Consider the following 18724-nt stretch of genomic DNA (forward strand, 5'->3'; position numbering starts at 1 on the left):
TTTTTACTTCTAAAAAAAACTTTTATGAACTTTAAAAAAGATTTTTATGATCAAAACATTTACGTGTTTGGTAATTTTAAAGTTTGAATGAAGGCCATTGGTTTGTTTTTTGTTTTTCTTAAATTTAACAAAATTATCTTCTCACAAAAAGTAAATTAAATATCAATACATTAAAAAATAAATATCATGAAAAAAGGGTTACTCATAGCGATTTCGACTATTACCTTATCAGTAATAAGCTGTAAAAAGAGTGAAAGTGGAAATAAAAATGTACTAAAAGCCGGAGATTCAACTATTTTGGCCGACAATGGAAAAGTTGATTCAACCATTACCTACAATACAGACGTCAACGGAAAGAAAAGTATAAAAACGGATTATGTTTATAAGGCCACTGACGGAACTTTGGTAAAAGTTGTTTTTAATTACAAGGAAAAAACGATGAGTATCCGAAACAACAATAAAACGTTCATTCTGAATCAGGTTGAATCTAAAGGGAATGAAACCACTTATGAAAAAATGGATATGAAGGCCACTGTGAAAAAAGACAGCCTTATTTTGGATCAGGGAAACAATATTATTGAACTTGTAAAAACCAAAATCTAAAAAAATAAAAAACCGTTCAGAAATCTGAACGGTTTTTATTTATATCTGAATGAAATATTATTCTTCAGTCTTTTCCTCTGTAGAATCAGCTTCAGCAGCTTTTTCTTCTACTACAGGAGCTTCAGCAACTACAGCTTCTTTTTTAGCTGTTGTAGATCTTCTGCTTCTTCTTGTAGTCTTTTTCTCTTCAGCATTAGGATTGTAAAGCTCATTGAAGTCTACTAATTCGATAAGAGCAGTATCAGCAGCATCACCTGGTCTGAATCCTGTTTTGATGATTCTTGTATAACCACCGTTTCTCTCAGCGATTTTAGGAGCTACAGTTCTGAACAATTCAGCAACTGCTTCTTTATTTTGAAGATATGAAAAAACAATTCTTCTGTTGTGTGTAGTATCTTCTTTTGCTTTTGTTAATAGAGGTTCAACATATACTCTTAAAGCTTTCGCTTTAGCTACAGTAGTGTTGATTCTTTTATGCTCAATTAGAGAACAAGCCATATTAGAAAGTAAAGCACTTCTGTGAGAAGCTGTTCTTCCTAAGTGATTGAATTTTTTACCGTGTCTCATTATTAATTATTTATCAGCGTCTAACTTATATTTTGCAACGTCGAAACCGAAGTTAAGACCTTTTGAATGCACTAATTCTTCTAGTTCTGTCAAAGATTTTTTACCAAAATTTCTGAATTTCATCAAATCAGACTTACTGTAAGAAACCAATTCTCCAAGAGTTTCTACTTCAGCTGCTTTCAGACAGTTAAGGGCTCTTACGGAAAGATCCATATCTGCTAATTTAGACTTAAGTAGTTGTCTTGTATGAAGAGTTTCCTCGTCATATTGGATAGATGCTTTCACCGCTTCAGTCTCCAAAGTGATTCTCTCATCAGAGAACAACATGAAGTGATAAATTAATATCTTAGAAGCTTCTGTTAAAGCGTTCTGAGGACTAATAGATCCGTCAGTTTCTATATCTAATACAAGTTTTTCGTAGTCTGTTTTTTGCTCTACACGATAATTTTCAATGCTGTATTGTACTTTCTTGATTGGCGTGAAAATAGAGTCGATAGCAATAGTACCTACAGGTGCATTGTTTGACTTATTTTGTTCTGAAGGAACATATCCTCTACCTTTTTCAATATTGAAAGTAATTTCGAAAGTAACATCAGAATTTAGGTTGCAAATAACTAGATCTGGGTTTAGCACCTCAAATCCGCTCATCGCTTTACCTAAATCTCCAGCAGTGATCACCGTTTGCCCCGAAACTTTAGCAACTACCTGCTCGTTAGCTTGGTTTTCTGCCGCAGCTTTTAATCTTACCTGCTTAAGGTTAAGAATAATTTCGGTAACATCTTCGATTACTCCCGGAATAGTTGAAAATTCGTGCTCTACACCTTCTATTTTGATAGATGAAATAGCATATCCTTCGAGAGAAGAAAGCAACACTCTTCTCAAAGCATTACCGATTGTAAGCCCGAAACCTGGTTCTAGAGGTCTGAATTCGAATTGACCTTTAAATTCATCAGAGTTAAGTAAAATTACTTTATCGGGTTTTATGAATTGTAAAATTGCCATATTATTGGGTTGAGCAAAAATTTGATTAAAAAATTATTTAGAGTAAAGTTCGACGATAAGCTGTTCCTTGATGTCTTCCGGAATCTGGATTCTTTCAGGAGCAGATACGAAAGTACCTTCTTTTTTCTCATCGTTGAATTGTAACCACTCATAATTTGCTTTAGAAGCTAATGCATTAGAAACCACTTCAAGAGATTTAGATTTTTCTCTTACAGCGATTACATCACCAGCTTTTAGCAAATAAGAAGGGATGTTAACTAGCTCTCCGTTTACAGTAATGTGTCTGTGAGAAACTAATTGTCTAGCAGCAGATCTGGTTTTAGCAAAACCTAATCTGTATACTACGTTATCCAATCTTGATTCGCAAAGTTGTAATAGAACTTCACCTGTTACACCTTTACTTCTGTGTGCTTTGTCAAATAAGTTAGCAAACTGTCTTTCTAAAATACCGTAAGTATATTTAGCTTTTTGTTTTTCAGCTAACTGAACTGCATATTCTGATTTTTTAGCACCTCTTCTTTTGTTAGGACCGTGCTGTCCTGGCGGTTGGTTTTTTCTTTTCTCGAAGTTTTTGTCATCTCCGTAGATTGCAGCACCAAACTTTCTAGCAATCTTAGTTTTAGGTCCAATATATCTTGCCATAATGGGTAAATTCTAAAAATTAAACTCTTCTTCTTTTTGGTGGTCTACATCCGTTGTGTGGCATAGGAGTCACATCAATGATTTCGCTAACTTCAATTCCTGAATTGTGAATAGTTCTGATCGCAGATTCTCTACCTGCGCCTGGACCTTTCACAAACACCTTTACTCTTCTTAAACCAGCTTCGTGAGCTACAGCAGAGCAATTTTCAGCTGCCATTTGAGCAGCAAATGGAGTATTCTTTTTAGAACCTCTGAATCCCATTTTACCGGCAGAAGCCCAAGAGATAACCTCTCCGTTTTTATTTGTTAAAGAAATGATGATGTTATTGAAAGAAGCTTGAATGTGCGCTTCACCAATAGCTTCAACTTTTACTTTTCTTTTTTTAACTACTTTAGTTTGTTTTGCCATAATTCCTAACGATTATTTACTAGCTTTTTTCTTGTTAGCAACAGTTTTTCTCTTTCCTTTACGGGTTCTAGAGTTGTTTTTCGTTCTCTGGCCTCTTAAAGGTAATCCAAGTCTGTGACGTATTCCTCGTTGGCATCCTATGTCCATCAATCTCTTGATGTTCAATTGCACTTCAGATCTCAATTCTCCTTCTACTTTTACGTTTTCAGAGATGTATGTTCTGATTGCAGCCAATTCATCGTCATTCCATTCGTTGACTTTCTTGTCTTCGCTGATACCGGCAGCTTTAAGGATTTCTGAAGAAGTACTTCTTCCGATTCCGTAGATGTAAGTTAAACCGATAACGCCTCTTTTGTTTTTTGGTAAATCAATACCTGAAATTCTCGCCATAATTTAATTTTAGCCTTGTCTTTGTTTAAATTTTGGGTTTTTCTTGTTGATTACAAACAGTACACCTTTTCTGCGTACGATTTTGCAATCAGCGCTTCTTTTTTTAATTGATGCTCTTACTTTCATTTTGATAGTATTTATTTTTTAACAACAGCCAAATGGAACGCACGCTCCATTTGGCAGATTGTTTTAATATCTAAATGTGATTCTCCCTTTTGTTAAGTCATAGGGAGACATTTCTAATTTCACCTTATCACCAGGCAGAAGTTTAATATAATGCATACGCATTTTACCAGAAATATGAGCAATAAGCACATGCCCATTCTCTAGCTCTACACGGAACTGAGCGTTCGAAAGTGCTTCCGTTATAACGCCGTCTTGTTCAATATGTTTTTGTTTTGCCATAAATTAATATCCAGTCGTTCTTGATAATTTAGACTGCATTAAGCCATCATAATGATGGTTCAGCAGATATGTATTAATCTGTTGAACAGTATCTAAAATTACTCCAACCATAATCAATAGTGATGTTCCCCCGAAAAATAGGGCGAACGCATCTGTCTGAACAAAGCTTCCGTGTACAATTGCCGGAAGGACTGCAAAGATAGATAAAAATATTGCACCAGGCAAGGTAATTTTTGATAAAATATCATCTAAATAATCAGCGGTCTCTTTCCCGGGTCTTACTTTCGGTACTAAACCTCCATTTCTCTTCAAATCATCAGCCATCTGGTTTACCGGAATTGTAATCGCAGTATAGAAGAATGAGAAGATAATAATTAATAGCGCGAACAATACATTGTACTGCCAGCTAAAAACATTCTTGAAACCTGCAAGAAAAGTATTAGACTCATCTACTTTTGTTAATAAACCAGGTACGAACATCAATGCCTGAGCAAAGATAATTGGCATTACACCGGCAGCATTAACTTTCAATGGAATCCACTGTCTTGCTCCTTGCATAAGATTTCTGTTTACACCTCCTCTTGCTTGAGCTCTGCTTACATACTGGATAGGGATTTTTCTAACAGCAACGGATAATACCACCGCTAAAAGAACAACCAACATCCAGAAAATTACTTCAATAAGGATCATGATAGACCCCATTCCTCCTTTTCCGTTCTGCACGGCCATTTCCTGTACGAATGCTTCAGGCAATCTTGAAAGGATTCCCACCATAATAAGGATAGAAATACCGTTTCCGATACCTTTGTCGGTGATTTTCTCACCCAACCACATTGCGAATACTGAACCAGCCACCAAAATAACAATACTTGGCAACCAGAACATGATAGAATTTGGCTCTACATAATATGCAGAAGAGAATTGAGCATATGGTAAAAATAATTGAGTGATAGAAGTTAAATATGACGGCGCCTGTACAAGACAAACCCCAATCGTTAACCATCTGGTAATCTGATTCAATGTATTTCTACCTGACTCTCCATCTTTCTGAAGCTTCTGAAGATAAGGAATAGCCATCCCCATCAACTGAACAATAATAGAAGCAGAAATATAAGGCATGATCCCTAACGCCATTACGGAAGCGTGGCTAAAAGCTCCCCCCGTAAACGACGAAAGCAAGCCAAGGAGACCTGCTCCTTGCTTGTTACCGCCCTGACTTTTATAATGCTCTAAGAGATCTCCTACTTCTGCAAGGTTAATTGCAGGTAAAGAGATATAAGATGCGAATCTATACACAAGGATAATACCTAAAGTGAAGATAATTTTATCTCTAAGTTCCTTTAAGCTCCAAATATTTTTTAATGTTTGTATAAATTCTTTCATTAGTAATTATTATAAGGTAATTGCTTTTCCACCTGCTTTAGCGATAAGCTCTTCAGCAGATTTAGTGAACTTGTCAGCAGAGATAGAAACCGCAGATTTCAACTCTCCTCTACCCATAATTTTCACTAATTCGTTTTTAGTAATTAGACCGTTCTCAATCATAACTTCTCTTGTAATATCTCCAGTGATAGATTTATTCTCGATTAAAGTCTGGATTGTATCAAGGTTAATTCCTCTAAACTCTTTTCTGTTTACGTTTTTGAATCCGAATTTCGGTAATCTTCTTTGTAAAGGCATCTGACCTCCTTCAAAACCGATCTTCTGAGAATAACCAGCTCTTGATTTCTGTCCTTTGTGACCTTTTGTAGAAGTACCTCCTTTTCCAGTACCCTGACCTCTACCAATTCTTTTTGAATTGAAAGTAGATCCTGCAGCTGGCTTTATATTGTTTAAATTCATTTTTTTATTGATTTAAAGATTAAATAATTTAAAGATTAAAAAATTCCGACTAAAATAGGAAGAAAATTTTAATCTTTTAATCTTTGAATTTTTTAATTATTTCTGAACCTCAAGTAAGTGACTAACTGCAGCTATCATTCCTAAGATAGAAGGAGTAGCTTCGTGTTCTACAACTTGGTGAAGTTTCTTAAATCCTAATGCTTCAAGCGTTCTCTTTTGGGTTTTTGTTCTTCCAATAGCGCTTCTTACTTGCTTTACTTTAATTGTTGCCATTGTTTTATATATTAACCGTTAAACACTTTAGTTAGAGAAACTCCTCTCATTCTAGCGATTTCTTCAGGTCTTCTGATATCCAATAACGCTTTGAAAGTAGCTTTCACCACGTTGTGAGGGTTAGAAGATCCTTTAGATTTTGAAAGGATATCGTGAATACCAGCAGACTCCAATACCGCTCTTACCGCACCACCGGCGATAAGCCCTGTACCGTGAGAAGCAGGTCTTAAGAAGATATCTGCACCTCCGTATCTAGCAGTAGTTTGGTGAGGAATTGTGTGGTTCATTACAGGAACTTTCACAAGGTTTTTCTTAGCGTCTTCAACTGCTTTAGCAATTGCAGAAGCAACCTCTTTAGATTTTCCTAATCCGTAACCGATAACTCCATCTTCGTTACCTACAACTACGATAGCAGAGAATCCGAAAGCTCTACCTCCTTTAGTTACTTTTGTTACTCTGTTAACAGCTACGAGACGATCTTTAAGTTCTAATCCTCCCGGTTTTACTCTTTCTATATTATCTAGTCCTAACATATTTCCGAAATTTTAATGATTAGAATTTAAGTCCACCTTCTCTCGCACCATCAGCTAGAGCTTTTACTCTTCCGTGATATACGAATCCGTTTCTATCAAATACAATATTTTCGATTCCTGCAGCGATAGCTTTAGCAGCAATAGCTTTACCTACAGCAGCAGAAACTTCAGTCTTAGTTCCGTTAGCGTCAACACCTTTCTCTCTAGAAGAAGCAGAAGCTAAAGTTTTTCCACTGTTATCGTCGATTAACTGAGCGTAAATTTCCTTATTACTTTTGTATACAGATAATCTTGGCAATTCAGAAGATCCAGAGATTTTTCCTCTTACTCTTCTTTTGATTCTTATTCTTTTTTCTAATTTACTTAATGCCATAATACTTATAATTTATTAAGCAGATTTACCAGCTTTACGTCTAACAATTTCTCCTACGAATCTTACCCCTTTACCTTTGTATGGTTCAGGCTTTCTGAAAGAACGGATCTTTGCAGCTACCATCCCTAGAAGTTGGTTGTCGTGAGACGTTAAAGTAATAATTGGGTTTTTACCTTTTTCAGTCAATGTATCCACTTTTACTTCGCTTGGAAGCTCTAGTACGATACCGTGAGAGAATCCTAAAGCTAACTCAAGTTTTTGACCTGCGTGAGAAGCTCTGTATCCTACCCCTACTAATTCTAGTTTCTTTTCGAAACCTTGAGAAACACCAACAATCATGTTGTTGATTAACGCTCTGTATAAACCGTGAAGCGCTTTGTGTTGTTTAGCATCAGATGGTCTGTTAACGTTAAGTTCGCCATCTTTTTGTTCTATAGTAATTCCTGCTGTAAGTTCCTGAGAAAGTTCTCCTTTAGGTCCTTTTACAGTCACTACACTGTTATTTTCAGTGATTGTAACTCCTGCTGGAATTGTTATAATTGCTTTACCAATTCTTGACATTTTCCTTTGATTAAAAATTAATAAACATAGCAGATTACTTCACCACCTACTTTTTCTTCTCTAGCTTTCTTGTCAGTCATTACTCCTTTAGAAGTAGAGATGATAGAAATACCCAAACCGTTTAGTACTCTTGGAAGTTCAGCTGAACCTTTGTACTGTCTCAAACCTGGTCTAGAAGCTCTTTGGATAGACTTGATAGCTGGTTTGTTAGTTTGCTTATCGTACTTCAAAGCGATTTTGATCGTTCCTTGAACAGCGTTATCTTCAAACTTGTAGTTTAAGATATACCCTTGATCAAATAAGATCTTAGTAATCTCCTTTTTGATTTTCGATGCAGGAATTTCCACCACTTTGTGGCCTGCGCTTTGTGCGTTCCTTACTCTTGTTAGGAAATCTGAAATTGGATCTGTTACCATTTTTCTTTTAAATTATTGGTTAAAGAACAATCAGTATTGTAAAGACTTGAAGAGTAAAATATCAGACTTCAGAAATCTTCGGTCTGATATTTTGTATCTTTAGTATCTAGACAACTTAATTGTCCCGATTTTTTAATTAGTAATTATTACCAACTAGCTTTTTTAACTCCTGGGATAAGACCGTTGTTTGCCATTTCTCTGAAAGTTACTCTGGAAATACCGAACGTTCTCATGTATCCTCTTGGTCTACCTGTTAGTTTACATCTGTTGTGCAATCTTACAGGAGAAGCATTTTTAGGCAATTTTTGAAGTCCTTCGTAATCACCAGCTTCTTTAAGAGCTTGTCTTTTAGCAGCGTATTTAGCAACTAGTGCTTCTCTTTTGCGCTCACGCGCTTTCATTGATTCTTTAGCCATTTCTTAGTTCTTTTTAAATGGTAAACCGAAGTGAGTTAATAATGCTTTAGCTTCTTTATCTGTTTTCGCAGTTGTAACGAAAGTGATGTCCATCCCTTGGATTTTTTTCACTTTGTCGATTACGATCTCAGGGAAGATGATTTGTTCAGTGATACCTAGGTTATAGTTACCTCTACCATCAAATCCGTCAGCTTTAATACCAGAGAAATCTCTAATACGAGGCAATGCAGAAGAAGTTAATCTATCTAAGAACTCATACATTTTATCAGCTCTAAGAGTAACTTTGGCACCTACAGGCATACCTTTTCTCAATTTGAAAGCAGCTTCGTCTTTCTTAGAGATAGTACCTACAGCCTTCTGACCAGTGATGTTCGTTAATTCTTCAACAGCATAATCGATGATCTTTTTATCAGCAGTAGCGTCTCCTAAACCTTGAGATAAAATGATTTTCTCAAGTCTTGGTACCTGCATTACTGACTTGTATCCGAACTCTTCCATCATTGCTGGAACAATCGTTTCTTTATATGCTTTTTTGGGTCTTGCTATATATTCCATGTGTTATTTAAAATTATAAAGTTTCACCCGTTTTTTTGTTGATTCTTACTTTCTTATCTCCTTCGATTTTGTAACCTACTTTGATAGCTTTTCCGTCTTTTCCAACTAAAGCTACGTTTGAGATATGAATAGAAGCTTCTCTTTCAACGATTCCTCCTTGAGGATTTGAAGCTGAAGGCTTAACGTGTTTTTTGATGATGTTAAGTCCTGCAACAACTACTCTAGGGTCTCTTCCTTCTTTTTTGATCACTTCAATAACTTCACCTGTACTACCTTTAAGACCTTTCTTACCTGTAGTTACGATTACGTTATCTCCTCTTTTTATTTTTAACTTTGACATTTTTTTACAATTTTAAATATTAAAGTACTTCAGGAGCTAATGAAATGATTTTCATATATTCTTTGTCTCTCAACTCACGAGCAACTGGTCCGAAAACACGAGTTCCTCTCATTTCTCCCGCTGCGTTTAGTAATACACAAGCATTGTCTTCGAATTTGATGTATGAACCATCTTTTCTTCTAACCGCTTTTTTAGTTCTTACTACTACAGCTTTAGATACCTGACCTTTTTTAGCGTTTCCTGATGGTGTAGAATCTTTGATAGTAACAACGATTTTATCACCAACTGAAGCATATCTTCTTCTGGTTCCTCCCAGAACTCTGATAACCAATACTTCTTTAGCACCTGTGTTATCAGCAACTTTTAATCTTGATTCTGTTTGTAACATTATTACTTAGCTTTTTCAATGATTCTTACTAATCTCCATCTCTTGTTCTTGCTCAAAGGTCTAGTTTCTTGGATCAAAACTGTATCTCCCTCGTTACATTCGTTGTTCTCGTCGTGTGCAGTATATTTTTTCGTTTTCAATACGAATTTACCGTACATCGGGTGCTTGATTCTCATCGTTTCACTAACAACAATGGTCTTTTCCATTTTATTGCTGGAAACCACTCCGATTCTTTCTTTTCTTAAATTTCTATCCATTGTAAAATGAAATTATTGTTTGTTAGTTAACTCTGTGTTTAATCTTGCGATTGTCTTTCTCAAATCTCTGATTTGAATCGGGTTTTCAATTGGGCTGATTTTGTGAGCCAATTTCAATTTTTGATATTGAACTTTTGCTTCAGTCAATTGAGTTTGAATATCACCCGCGCTTAAATTTTTAATATCAGCTTTTTTCATTGTATTCAAAGATTATAGAGGTTTAACAAAATCGTTAGCAACTACGAATTTAGTAACTACTGGTAATTTCTGTGCGGCAAGTCTTAGTGCTTCTTTCGCTACTTCGTAAGGAACACCTCCGATTTCGAACATAATTTTACCTGGTTTTACTACAGCTACCCAATATTCCACAGCACCTTTACCTTTACCCATACGTACTTCCGCAGGCTTTTTAGTAATTGGCTTATCTGGGAAGATTTTGATCCATAGCTGACCTTCTCTCTTCATATATCTTGTCGCAGCGATACGCGCAGCTTCAATTTGTCTTGCAGTGATCCAAGCACCTTCTGTTGCTTTGATTCCGAAAGTTCCATAAGCTAGTTGATTACCTCTCTGAGCAATCCCCTTCATCTTCATCTTATGAACTCTACGGAATTTGGTTCTTTTTGGTTGTAACATAATTTTCTAAATTTTAGATTTTAGATTTTAGATTTTAGATTTTAAAAAAGTAACGGCAATTTAAAATTCAAAATTTGCAATCTAAAATTTTTAATTATTATTGTTTCTTCTTGGTTTTCTGTTCTCTCTGTCTCCTCTCTCTCTGTTTCCTCCTCCTGCTGGACCTTTCTTCTGTTGTCCCACTAGTGGAGAAAGTTCTCTTTTACCGTAAACTTCTCCTTTCATGATCCAAACTTTAACTCCTAACTTACCGTACTGAGTTAATGCTTCACCGATATGATAATCGATATCTGCTCTGAAAGTTGACAATGGAATTCTTCCTTCTTTGAAAGATTCTGATCTTGCCATTTCAGCACCATTCAATCTACCAGAGATTTGAACTTTGATCCCTTCTGCGCCCATTCTCATTGTACCAGCCATTGCCATTTTAACAGCTCTTCTGTAAGAGATTCTGTTTTCAATTTGCTTAGCGATACTATCAGCAACTAATACTGCATCTAGTTCAGGTCTTTTGATTTCGAAAATGTTGATTTGAATATCCTTACCAGTAAGTTTCTTCAATTCTTCTTTCAATTTATCAACTTCCTGACCTCCTTTACCGATGATAAGTCCCGGTCTTGCAGTTGTGATTGTAACTGTTACTAATTTAAGTGTTCTTTCAATATAAATTTTTGAAATACCACCTTTAGATAATCTAGCTTCAAGGTATCTTCTGATTTTGTAGTCTTCAGCGATTCTGTCTCCATAATCGTTTCCACCAAACCAGTTAGAATCCCATCCTCTGATGATACCTAATCTGTTACCAATTGGATTTGTCTTCTGTCCCATACCTTGATTAATTTTCTTTATTACCTAAGATTAATGTAACGTGGTTAGATCTTTTTCTGATTCTGTACCCTCTACCTTGTGGAGCTGGTCTCAGTCTCTTCAATTGTCTTGCACTATCCACGAATATTTCTTTAACGATAAGGTTTGCTTCCTCGATGTCAGCACCTTCGTTTTTAGTCTGCCAGTTTGCCATAGCAGAAAGAAGTAATTTCTCTAACTTGTTAGATGCTTCTTTTTTAGAATATTTAAGGATATAAAGAGCTTTATCTACCTGCTCTCCTCTAATGATATCAGCAACTAATCTCATTTTTCTTGGAGAAGATGGGCAGTTGTTTAATGAAGCTTTAACAACGTCCTTGTTTGCTTCTTTTCTTGCGATTGCGCTATCTTGTTTTCTTGATCCCATGATTATCTGCTTCCTTTGTTTTTGTTACCACCATGACCTCTGAAAGATCTTGTTGGAGAAAATTCGCCTAACTTGTGACCAACCATGTTTTCTGTAACGTAAACTGGGATAAAAGATTTCCCGTTGTGTACAGCAATAGTTTGTCCTACGAAGTCCGGAGAGATCATAGATGCTCTAGACCAAGTTTTGATAACTGTCTTCTTACCAGACTCTATATTTGCCTGAACCTTCTTATCTAAAGTATGATGAATGAATGGTCCTTTTTTAAGTGATCTTGCCATAATTATTTTCTTTTAGATACGATGTAACGGTTAGACACTTTGTTTTTCTTTCTAGTTTTGTAACCTTTAGATGGTTTACCGTTTCTAGATCTTGGGTGACCTCCAGAAGAACGTCCTTCACCACCACCCATTGGGTGATCTACAGGGTTCATTACTACCGCTCTTGTTCTTGGTCTTCTACCTAACCATCTGCTTCTACCAGCTTTACCTGATACAGTTAATTGGTGATCAGAGTTAGAAACTGAACCAATCATTGCCATACATTCAGTAAGGATCATTCTGGATTCTCCTGAAGGCAATTTGATGATTGCATATTTTCCGTCTCTTGAAGTTAATTGAGCTGAAGAACCAGCACTTCTTGCTAAAATAGCACCTTGACCAGGCTTCATTTCAACACAAGAAATTACAGTACCCAATGGAATATTTTTCAATTTCATTGCGTTTCCTACGTTTGGCTCAACGCTTTCACCTGAAACTACTTTTTGGTCTACTTTAATACCGTTTGGAGCGATGATATATCTCTTTTCTCCGTCTGCGTACTCTAATAAAGCGATAAATGCAGTTCTGTTTGGATCGTATTCTACAGATTTTACAGTTGCTTCAACGTTTGCTTTGTTTCTTTTGAAGTCAATAATTCTGTATTTCTTTTTGTGTCCACCTCCGGTGTAACGCATGGTCATTTTACCTGTTTGGTTACGTCCACCTGACTTTTTAATACCAACTGTTAGAGATTTCTCTGGTTTGTTAGTAGTAATTTCCTCAAAATTGTTTACAATTCTGAATCTCTGTCCCGGGGTGATAGGTTTTAATTTTCTAACAGACATTACTATTATTTATAATTAATAATTAATTTACAGCAAAAATATCGATAACCTCACCTTCAGCAAGTTTGATTACCGCTTTTTTCAATTTGTTTGTCTTTCCTACTTGAAGACCTTTTTTAGTGTATTTTGAAGAAACCTTCGGAGCATAAATCATTGTGTTAACGTCTGCTACTTTTACACCGTAAGCTGCTTCAACAGCCTTTTTGATCTCGATTTTATTCGCCTTAGTGTTTACTAAGAAAGAATAAGAACCTCTTAAATCTGTAAGGTAATTAGCCTTTTCTGAAATAACTGGTTTAATAATAACTGACATGATTTATTTCTTTAAATTTTCCTGGAATTTTTCAACTGCACCTTCGAAGAAAATGATCTCACCAGCGTTTACTAAATCGTAAGAACTGATTTCGTTGAAGTTCATTACTTTAGCTTTAGGTAAGTTTCTTGAAGATAAATATACATTCTTGTTAGCTTCAGGAAGAACGAATAAAGATTTTTTACCGTTAAGTTCCAATGCATTTAATACATTGATGAAATCTTTAGTCTTAGGAGCTTCAAAGCTCATATCTTCTAAAACTTTAATGCTGTTGTCTCTCATTTTCTGAGATAAAACAGATTTTTTAGCCAATCTCTTAAGAGCTTTGTTCAATTTGAATCTGTAGTCTCTTGGTTTTGGTCCGAATACTCTACCTCCACCTCTGAAAACTGGAGATTTAATATCACCATATCTAGCAGAACCAGATCCTTTTTGCTTCTTAAGTTTTTTAGTAGAAGCAGTGATTTCGCTTCTTTCTTTTGCTTTATGAGTCCCTTGTCTTTGTGCAGCAAGGTACTGTTTAACTTCTAAGTAAACCGCGTGCTGATTTGGCTCAATTCCGAATACTGTTTCGTCTAGAGTTACTTTTCTTCCGGTCTCTTTTCCTGATGTATTTAATACTACTAGTTCCATTTTCTGATAATTACATAAGAATTTTTAGCTCCCGGAACAGCACCTTTTACTACTAAAAGATTTTGTTCTTGATCCACTTTTAATACCTGAAGGTTTTGAACAGTTACCTGCTTACCTCCCATTCTTCCAGCCATTCTCATCCCTTTGAATACTCTTGAAGGGTCAGATCCAGCACCGATAGAACCTGGAGCTCTAAGTCTGTTGTGCTGACCATGAGTTGCCTGCATTACACCTCCAAATCCGTGTCTTTTAACAACACCTTGGAAACCTTTACCTTTAGAAGTTCCTGTTACGTCTACATATTCACCTTCGATGAATAGATCAACTTTCACTTCCTCTCCTACTTTAACATCCGTGAATCCATCGTGGAATTCAACTAATTTAGCTTTAGGAGCAGAACCAGCCTTTTTGAAATGACCAGCTAACGCTTTACCAACGTTCTTCTCACTCTTGTCATCGAAACCTAATTGAACAGCTGCATAACCGTCAACTTCTAAGGTTCTGACCTGTAAAACCGAGCATGGACCAGCTTGAATAACTGTACAAGGAATGTTTTTTCCCTCTTCGTTAAACAAAGATGTCATACCGATTTTTTTACCAATAATACCTGACATTGTTTATGTTATAATAAAATTTATCCTTTATTTATCACCATTTTTAGGAAGTCTGAAGTAATTTCTACGTTTGATATAGGCATACTACGCCCCTAAAATGAGTGTGCAAATTTATGAATAATTTTGTAACCCACAAATATTTACAGCAAAATATTTTGATTTTTAATCATTTAGACATTTTTGAAAAATAATCGTTCAATTTTCGTAGAATTATTTTTTGTTTTGTGGAAAATTTAAAAATAGATTCATTTTTATTTAATACTACTATTTAACTGTAGTACTGAACATTTTTCAGAAAGCAACATAAAAAGCTGGGAGAAGAGAGATTTTATTTTCTACCGAATAAATATCCGTAATTTTACGGTGCAATTTTTGTTAGGATATTTTTAATTTTGAACAAATTTTGTGACCACACTATTTCCTCAAAATTTTCACATTGTTTTTTCTGCATTCTCAACTATAAAGAAATAACCATCACTTCACATGAAATTTCTCAAATTACTATTTTTCGGTTTTATCTTCCTGATGTTCTCCTGTAGTAAAAAAGAAAGTCATTCCTATGGTTTTTATTATTGGAAGACCAGACTTGCTCTAAATGATACCGAAAAGAAAACATTGAACCAATCTACGCTACCCTATTTATACACCCGCTTTTTTGATGTTGACAAAATTGCCAATACCTTTCAGCCTGTAGGAGCCATTACGAAAGACAAAAGTTTTGAACCCGGAAAAAAGATCGTCCCAACAGTTTTTATTACCAACCGGACTTTTCTTTACATTAAAAAAGACGAAACAATTTTTCTCGCTAAAAGTATTTACACACTCATCCAAAAGAAAATTGCGGAATATCATCTTATAACAAGTAGTGAAATTCAGATTGATTGTGACTGGACCGCCGGAACACGGAATGACTATTTTAAATTTTTAAAGGAATTAAAAAAAATATCAGGAAAAGAAATCACCTGCACACTTCGTCTTCATCAGATAAAAGATAAGGCCCAGACAGGAATTCCTCCCGTAGAAAAAGTTTATCTGATGTGTTACTCCACTTCTTCACCACTGGAAAACTCTGATAAGAATTCTATTCTGGATGTCAATATTTTGAAAAGCTATCTTTCAAAAATTGATGAATACCCTATCAGGAAAATAGAAGTTGCCCTGCCAATTTATTCATGGGGAATTGTTACCAATCATCTGGAGAAACATAAACTCATCAATGCATTATCTAAAAAAGATCTGGAAAACCCTAATTTCAAAAGGATTTCTGAAAATACAGCAGAAGTTCTGAAAGACGGATTTTATTTTGGGCATTACTTAAATAAGGGCTTTACCATAAAAGTTGAAGAAATCTCCTATGATCAGCTAAAAGATGTCGTTCAGTTTCTCGAAAACAAAATTCATAATTTTAACATTATATATTATCAATTAGATAGTAAATTTGTACTCAATAAGGATTTTAAATTTTAAAATCAACACTAAAAAACACCATATTAATATGAAAAAGTATATTCTTTCACTCTCCGTTTTGGCTCTTTTTTATACCAAGACAAACGCCTGTGCATGGTCAGATCCGGATTACGAGTATTTCAACCTGTTCACACAGAGTATTATCAAGGACAAATCTTATCTGCCTTTTCTTCTTAGTTATTCTACAAGGTTTTATGATCAGTATAAACAAGGCATGATCCCCGATGAAAATATAGAATCCTGGAAAAAGTTTTTCAACAACCAGCTTTCCTATTCAGAAACAGATTATCTGGTTCATAAGATCAGCCTGAATGACCTGAATGATCTGAAGAAAGGAGTACCCAATAATCCACTTTTAAAAAAACTGGGTGTTGGATTTTATCAAAAATATAAAGAAGGAATTGATTATTTGATTGAGGCCAAATATCTGGAGCCTTATATGCGAATCAACTTTGTGGAAAATGAAAATTCATTTTACTACAGTGGAAGCGGCAATGATAAAAACGCTACAAATCTTGATTACTACAAAACAATTGCAGCATTAACTTCTTTATACAACGCCGCAAAAAATCCTGAAATCAAACAACGATATGGGTATCAGATTGTTCGTTTCAATCATTATACAAGGAATTATGATGCTGCAACACAGGCTTTCAAAAAGTATGTTCAGCCCGTTAAACTGAAAGGCACTCCTTATTTTATGGCACTTGATCAGCTTGCGGGAGCACAAAGAGGATTGGAAATGAATTCTGATGCCAACTGGAACTTTTTCCAGGTTTTCATGAACAGTAAAAGCCGTAAAGAATCTGCTTTTGTCTCTATGAAGCTTTCGGACACCGCCTCTTTTAATAATATCATGAAGAGAGCCGGAACCAATGAGGAGAAAAACATGGCTTACTTTCTTTTAGGATACGAAGATTTCAACAACCCTATTCCGATCATGGAGAAAATGTTTGAAATTGATCCTAATTCTGAAATACTGAAAGTGATGGCCGTAAGAAGTATCAATGAACTTGAAAGAAGCTATCTTCCGATTTACTATTATTCTGACAACAACAATACTGTCGTTCAGAAAAACACAAGCGATAAAACTTCATCTGAAACAACCATAGTAAAAAAAGAAGAGAAGCTTTCTATCTGGCAAAAAATTGTACGCTTTTTTAAGAATCTTTTCGGAGGCTCAAAAAAATCTGACAAGAGTAAAGATGAAAACAAGGCTGACCAAAGTGATGATGAGTTACTTGAAAACCCCAACAGAATTCCTGTCTTTTCTAAAAACAACTATTGGTATGATGAAAAGACCAAAGACTATCTGGATGACCTTGAAAAATTTACCGCTAAAACCAAAGAGAAATCTGACGATGAATATTGGCAGATTGCAGATGCCTATCTGAAATTTTTGAAAAAAGACTATAAGGAAAGTACCGAAATTTTAGAAGATATTAAAACCAGCAATCCGGAATATCTTGAACAGATCAAAAGAATGAAAGTACTGAACGATATCGTTTCGCAGCCTAAAATAGATGCAGAATATGAAGATCACCTCATGAAAGATTATGCAGAATATTTTGTGGAAAAAGAAATCAAAAAAGACAGTACAAATACGGATGATTATGACTATTATGGTTCTGTTCCATCAACTGCAGATTTTCTCAAGGATGTTTTAGCTAACCGATATTTCCTTCAGGGTGAAGATGGGAAATCATTCCTGATGAACAATAAGCTTTCCGATCTTCAGTACAATCCGAACTCGAGTTTAGTAAAGAGCGTAGAGGATTTCTACAGAAAACCGAATAAAACTCAGTTTGAACAACAGATCATTGCTAAGAACATGGATAATGTAGGTAATATTGAAGCATTTTTCGCTAACATTTACGGTGACAGAGCTATGAGGACTGCAGATTTTGAGAAAGCGAAATCTTACTATCAGAAAGCACAAAATTTCGCCGGAATTCCAAGAGAAGACTACGAAAAGTACAATCCGTCAACAGGAAAATATGAAAAGCTTGTTTATACCGGGACAAATTATGATGGCTTTAATAATATTCCTGATTATGTTTTCGGGCACAATGTATGGGAGAGTTTTGGAAGTCCGGATGATCAGAGTATGGAAAATGAAAATTATACCGCATTTCCATTCATCAAGCTTAAGATGAATAAACTTCAGCTTGCCGATGCTTTAATTCAGCTTAAAAAAATAGGAAATGGAAAAGACGAAAAATCTGCTAAAGCCAATCAGCTGATCGGAAATCTTCTGTACAATACATCCATTTTGGGATATTACAGACAAATTTTTGTCATGGATATTGATAACAGCAACGGAGGAAAGTATGACTTCTGGCGGACAGAACTGGAAAACCCGTATCAGTATTATTATAAAAATTTCTTAGACAAATCGTTCATTGAACCTGATAATTTTGATTTAGCCATTAATTATTACAAAAAGGCATTAAACCTTTCGACTAATAAAGAAGAGAAGGCAAGAATACTCTTCCAGATGGCAAGTGCCGAGCAAGGAAAATATTACCAGTATGAAGCCAAAAACCAGGCGAATATTGATTATTCAGATCCTAAATGGTCTGAAAAAACAGATGCGCATCAAAAAGAGATGGACAATATTAAAAACCAAAAATACAGAACCTATTTTGCATTACTGAAAACACAGTATGCCAATACGGAAACAGCTAAAAACCTCATAGGAAGCTGTTCTTACTTCGGTTATTTTATGAAATAAATTTAAAATAAAAAGG

At 35.3% G+C, this 18724-nt stretch carries 31 protein-coding genes; 3 read left to right on the forward strand and 28 right to left on the reverse strand.

The genetic code is table 11. The annotated features are described in order from the left end of the window. The first annotated feature begins 186 nt into the window (after positions 1-186). On the forward strand, positions 187-603 hold the full coding sequence (locus CLV73_RS12250) for a hypothetical protein (RefSeq protein WP_100377187.1): 417 nt from the start codon (positions 187-189) through the stop codon (positions 601-603). A 57-nt stretch (positions 604-660) separates the two neighbouring features. On the opposite strand, the gene rplQ is transcribed toward CLV73_RS12250, so the two are convergent. From rplQ to rplC, 28 genes are all read right to left on the reverse strand, one after another. Further along, positions 661-1170: a 50S ribosomal protein L17 gene (rplQ, locus tag CLV73_RS12255; protein WP_100377188.1), complete on the reverse strand. Its 510-nt coding sequence runs from the start codon at positions 1168-1170 to the stop codon at positions 661-663. Positions 1171-1176: 6 nt separating this feature from the next. Beyond that, entirely contained in the window at positions 1177-2172 is a 996-nt protein-coding gene (locus tag CLV73_RS12260; RefSeq protein WP_100377189.1) for a DNA-directed RNA polymerase subunit alpha, read from the reverse strand. A gap of 33 nt (positions 2173-2205) precedes the next feature. Continuing rightward, entirely contained in the window at positions 2206-2814 is a 609-nt protein-coding gene (gene rpsD / locus CLV73_RS12265) for a 30S ribosomal protein S4 (RefSeq protein WP_100377190.1), read from the reverse strand. A gap of 19 nt (positions 2815-2833) precedes the next feature. Next, entirely contained in the window at positions 2834-3223 is a 390-nt protein-coding gene (gene rpsK, locus CLV73_RS12270) for a 30S ribosomal protein S11 (protein ID WP_100377191.1), read from the reverse strand. Between the two features lie 12 nt (positions 3224-3235). Beyond that, the gene (rpsM, locus tag CLV73_RS12275) at positions 3236-3613 is read right to left on the reverse strand and encodes a 30S ribosomal protein S13 (protein WP_100377192.1); all 378 of its coding nucleotides are present in this window, start codon (positions 3611-3613) and stop codon (positions 3236-3238) included. 9 nt (positions 3614-3622) lie between these two features. Beyond that, positions 3623-3739, reverse strand: coding sequence for a 50S ribosomal protein L36 (gene rpmJ / locus CLV73_RS12280; protein WP_007839480.1), 117 nt, complete (start codon positions 3737-3739; stop codon positions 3623-3625). Positions 3740-3802: 63 nt separating this feature from the next. Continuing rightward, complete coding sequence (infA, locus tag CLV73_RS12285; RefSeq protein WP_055861802.1) at positions 3803-4018, reverse strand: translation initiation factor IF-1; 216 nt, start codon at positions 4016-4018, stop codon at positions 3803-3805. Between the two features lie 3 nt (positions 4019-4021). After that, positions 4022-5401 (reverse strand): preprotein translocase subunit SecY, encoded by a 1380-nt coding sequence (gene secY / locus CLV73_RS12290; protein ID WP_100377193.1) that lies wholly within the window; start codon positions 5399-5401, stop codon positions 4022-4024. 9 nt (positions 5402-5410) lie between these two features. Beyond that, complete coding sequence (rplO, locus tag CLV73_RS12295; RefSeq protein WP_089856253.1) at positions 5411-5860, reverse strand: 50S ribosomal protein L15; 450 nt, start codon at positions 5858-5860, stop codon at positions 5411-5413. A gap of 96 nt (positions 5861-5956) precedes the next feature. Next, positions 5957-6133 (reverse strand): 50S ribosomal protein L30, encoded by a 177-nt coding sequence (gene rpmD, locus CLV73_RS12300; RefSeq protein ID WP_007839493.1) that lies wholly within the window; start codon positions 6131-6133, stop codon positions 5957-5959. 11 nt (positions 6134-6144) lie between these two features. After that, entirely contained in the window at positions 6145-6666 is a 522-nt protein-coding gene (rpsE, locus tag CLV73_RS12305; RefSeq protein WP_062162717.1) for a 30S ribosomal protein S5, read from the reverse strand. A 19-nt stretch (positions 6667-6685) separates the two neighbouring features. Beyond that, on the reverse strand, positions 6686-7039 hold the full coding sequence (rplR, locus tag CLV73_RS12310; RefSeq protein ID WP_100377194.1) for a 50S ribosomal protein L18: 354 nt from the start codon (positions 7037-7039) through the stop codon (positions 6686-6688). 15 nt (positions 7040-7054) lie between these two features. Further along, on the reverse strand, positions 7055-7600 hold the full coding sequence (gene rplF, locus CLV73_RS12315) for a 50S ribosomal protein L6 (protein ID WP_100377195.1): 546 nt from the start codon (positions 7598-7600) through the stop codon (positions 7055-7057). A 17-nt stretch (positions 7601-7617) separates the two neighbouring features. Continuing rightward, complete coding sequence (rpsH, locus tag CLV73_RS12320) at positions 7618-8016, reverse strand: 30S ribosomal protein S8 (protein ID WP_089745113.1); 399 nt, start codon at positions 8014-8016, stop codon at positions 7618-7620. Positions 8017-8162: 146 nt separating this feature from the next. Then, complete coding sequence (gene rpsN / locus CLV73_RS12325; RefSeq protein WP_029297771.1) at positions 8163-8432, reverse strand: 30S ribosomal protein S14; 270 nt, start codon at positions 8430-8432, stop codon at positions 8163-8165. A 3-nt stretch (positions 8433-8435) separates the two neighbouring features. Beyond that, the gene (gene rplE / locus CLV73_RS12330) at positions 8436-8987 is read right to left on the reverse strand and encodes a 50S ribosomal protein L5 (RefSeq protein WP_100377196.1); all 552 of its coding nucleotides are present in this window, start codon (positions 8985-8987) and stop codon (positions 8436-8438) included. 13 nt (positions 8988-9000) lie between these two features. Continuing rightward, positions 9001-9327 (reverse strand): 50S ribosomal protein L24, encoded by a 327-nt coding sequence (rplX, locus tag CLV73_RS12335; RefSeq protein ID WP_100377197.1) that lies wholly within the window; start codon positions 9325-9327, stop codon positions 9001-9003. A gap of 19 nt (positions 9328-9346) precedes the next feature. Further along, positions 9347-9715 carry a 50S ribosomal protein L14 gene (gene rplN, locus CLV73_RS12340; RefSeq protein ID WP_007839504.1) on the reverse strand — a complete coding sequence of 123 codons (369 nt, stop codon included), beginning with the start codon at positions 9713-9715 and terminating at the stop codon, positions 9347-9349. Positions 9716-9717: 2 nt separating this feature from the next. Beyond that, a complete protein-coding gene (gene rpsQ, locus CLV73_RS12345) occupies positions 9718-9972 on the reverse strand; it encodes a 30S ribosomal protein S17 (RefSeq protein WP_100377198.1) in 255 nt (84 codons plus the stop codon). Between the two features lie 12 nt (positions 9973-9984). After that, positions 9985-10170 carry a 50S ribosomal protein L29 gene (gene rpmC, locus CLV73_RS12350; RefSeq protein ID WP_100377199.1) on the reverse strand — a complete coding sequence of 62 codons (186 nt, stop codon included), beginning with the start codon at positions 10168-10170 and terminating at the stop codon, positions 9985-9987. Positions 10171-10182: 12 nt separating this feature from the next. After that, positions 10183-10608 carry a 50S ribosomal protein L16 gene (gene rplP / locus CLV73_RS12355; protein ID WP_039364064.1) on the reverse strand — a complete coding sequence of 142 codons (426 nt, stop codon included), beginning with the start codon at positions 10606-10608 and terminating at the stop codon, positions 10183-10185. Positions 10609-10698: 90 nt separating this feature from the next. Further along, positions 10699-11436, reverse strand: coding sequence for a 30S ribosomal protein S3 (gene rpsC / locus CLV73_RS12360; RefSeq protein ID WP_100377200.1), 738 nt, complete (start codon positions 11434-11436; stop codon positions 10699-10701). A 7-nt stretch (positions 11437-11443) separates the two neighbouring features. After that, entirely contained in the window at positions 11444-11842 is a 399-nt protein-coding gene (gene rplV, locus CLV73_RS12365) for a 50S ribosomal protein L22 (protein ID WP_039364058.1), read from the reverse strand. Between the two features lie 2 nt (positions 11843-11844). Next, positions 11845-12123 (reverse strand): 30S ribosomal protein S19, encoded by a 279-nt coding sequence (gene rpsS / locus CLV73_RS12370; protein WP_002983209.1) that lies wholly within the window; start codon positions 12121-12123, stop codon positions 11845-11847. A 2-nt stretch (positions 12124-12125) separates the two neighbouring features. Further along, positions 12126-12947, reverse strand: a complete 822-nt coding sequence (rplB, locus tag CLV73_RS12375; RefSeq protein WP_072953574.1) for a 50S ribosomal protein L2 — start codon at positions 12945-12947, stop codon at positions 12126-12128. 22 nt (positions 12948-12969) lie between these two features. Further along, the gene (rplW, locus tag CLV73_RS12380; RefSeq protein ID WP_039364049.1) at positions 12970-13260 is read right to left on the reverse strand and encodes a 50S ribosomal protein L23; all 291 of its coding nucleotides are present in this window, start codon (positions 13258-13260) and stop codon (positions 12970-12972) included. Between the two features lie 3 nt (positions 13261-13263). After that, on the reverse strand, positions 13264-13893 hold the full coding sequence (gene rplD / locus CLV73_RS12385; RefSeq protein ID WP_100377201.1) for a 50S ribosomal protein L4: 630 nt from the start codon (positions 13891-13893) through the stop codon (positions 13264-13266). Further along, positions 13884-14507 (reverse strand): 50S ribosomal protein L3, encoded by a 624-nt coding sequence (gene rplC, locus CLV73_RS12390; protein ID WP_100377202.1) that lies wholly within the window; start codon positions 14505-14507, stop codon positions 13884-13886. Before rplC ends, rplD begins: the two co-directional genes overlap by 10 nt. A gap of 483 nt (positions 14508-14990) precedes the next feature. On the opposite strand from rplC, the gene CLV73_RS12395 reads away from it, so the two are divergent. Further along, positions 14991-15974: a hypothetical protein gene (locus tag CLV73_RS12395; RefSeq protein ID WP_100377203.1), complete on the forward strand. Its 984-nt coding sequence runs from the start codon at positions 14991-14993 to the stop codon at positions 15972-15974. Positions 15975-16002: 28 nt separating this feature from the next. Beyond that, positions 16003-18708: a hypothetical protein gene (locus CLV73_RS12400; protein WP_100377204.1), complete on the forward strand. Its 2706-nt coding sequence runs from the start codon at positions 16003-16005 to the stop codon at positions 18706-18708. Positions 18709-18724: the final 16 nt, after the last annotated feature.

The sequence above is a fragment of the Chryseobacterium geocarposphaerae genome, assembly GCF_002797535.1.
Classification (GTDB): domain Bacteria; phylum Bacteroidota; class Bacteroidia; order Flavobacteriales; family Weeksellaceae; genus Chryseobacterium; species Chryseobacterium geocarposphaerae.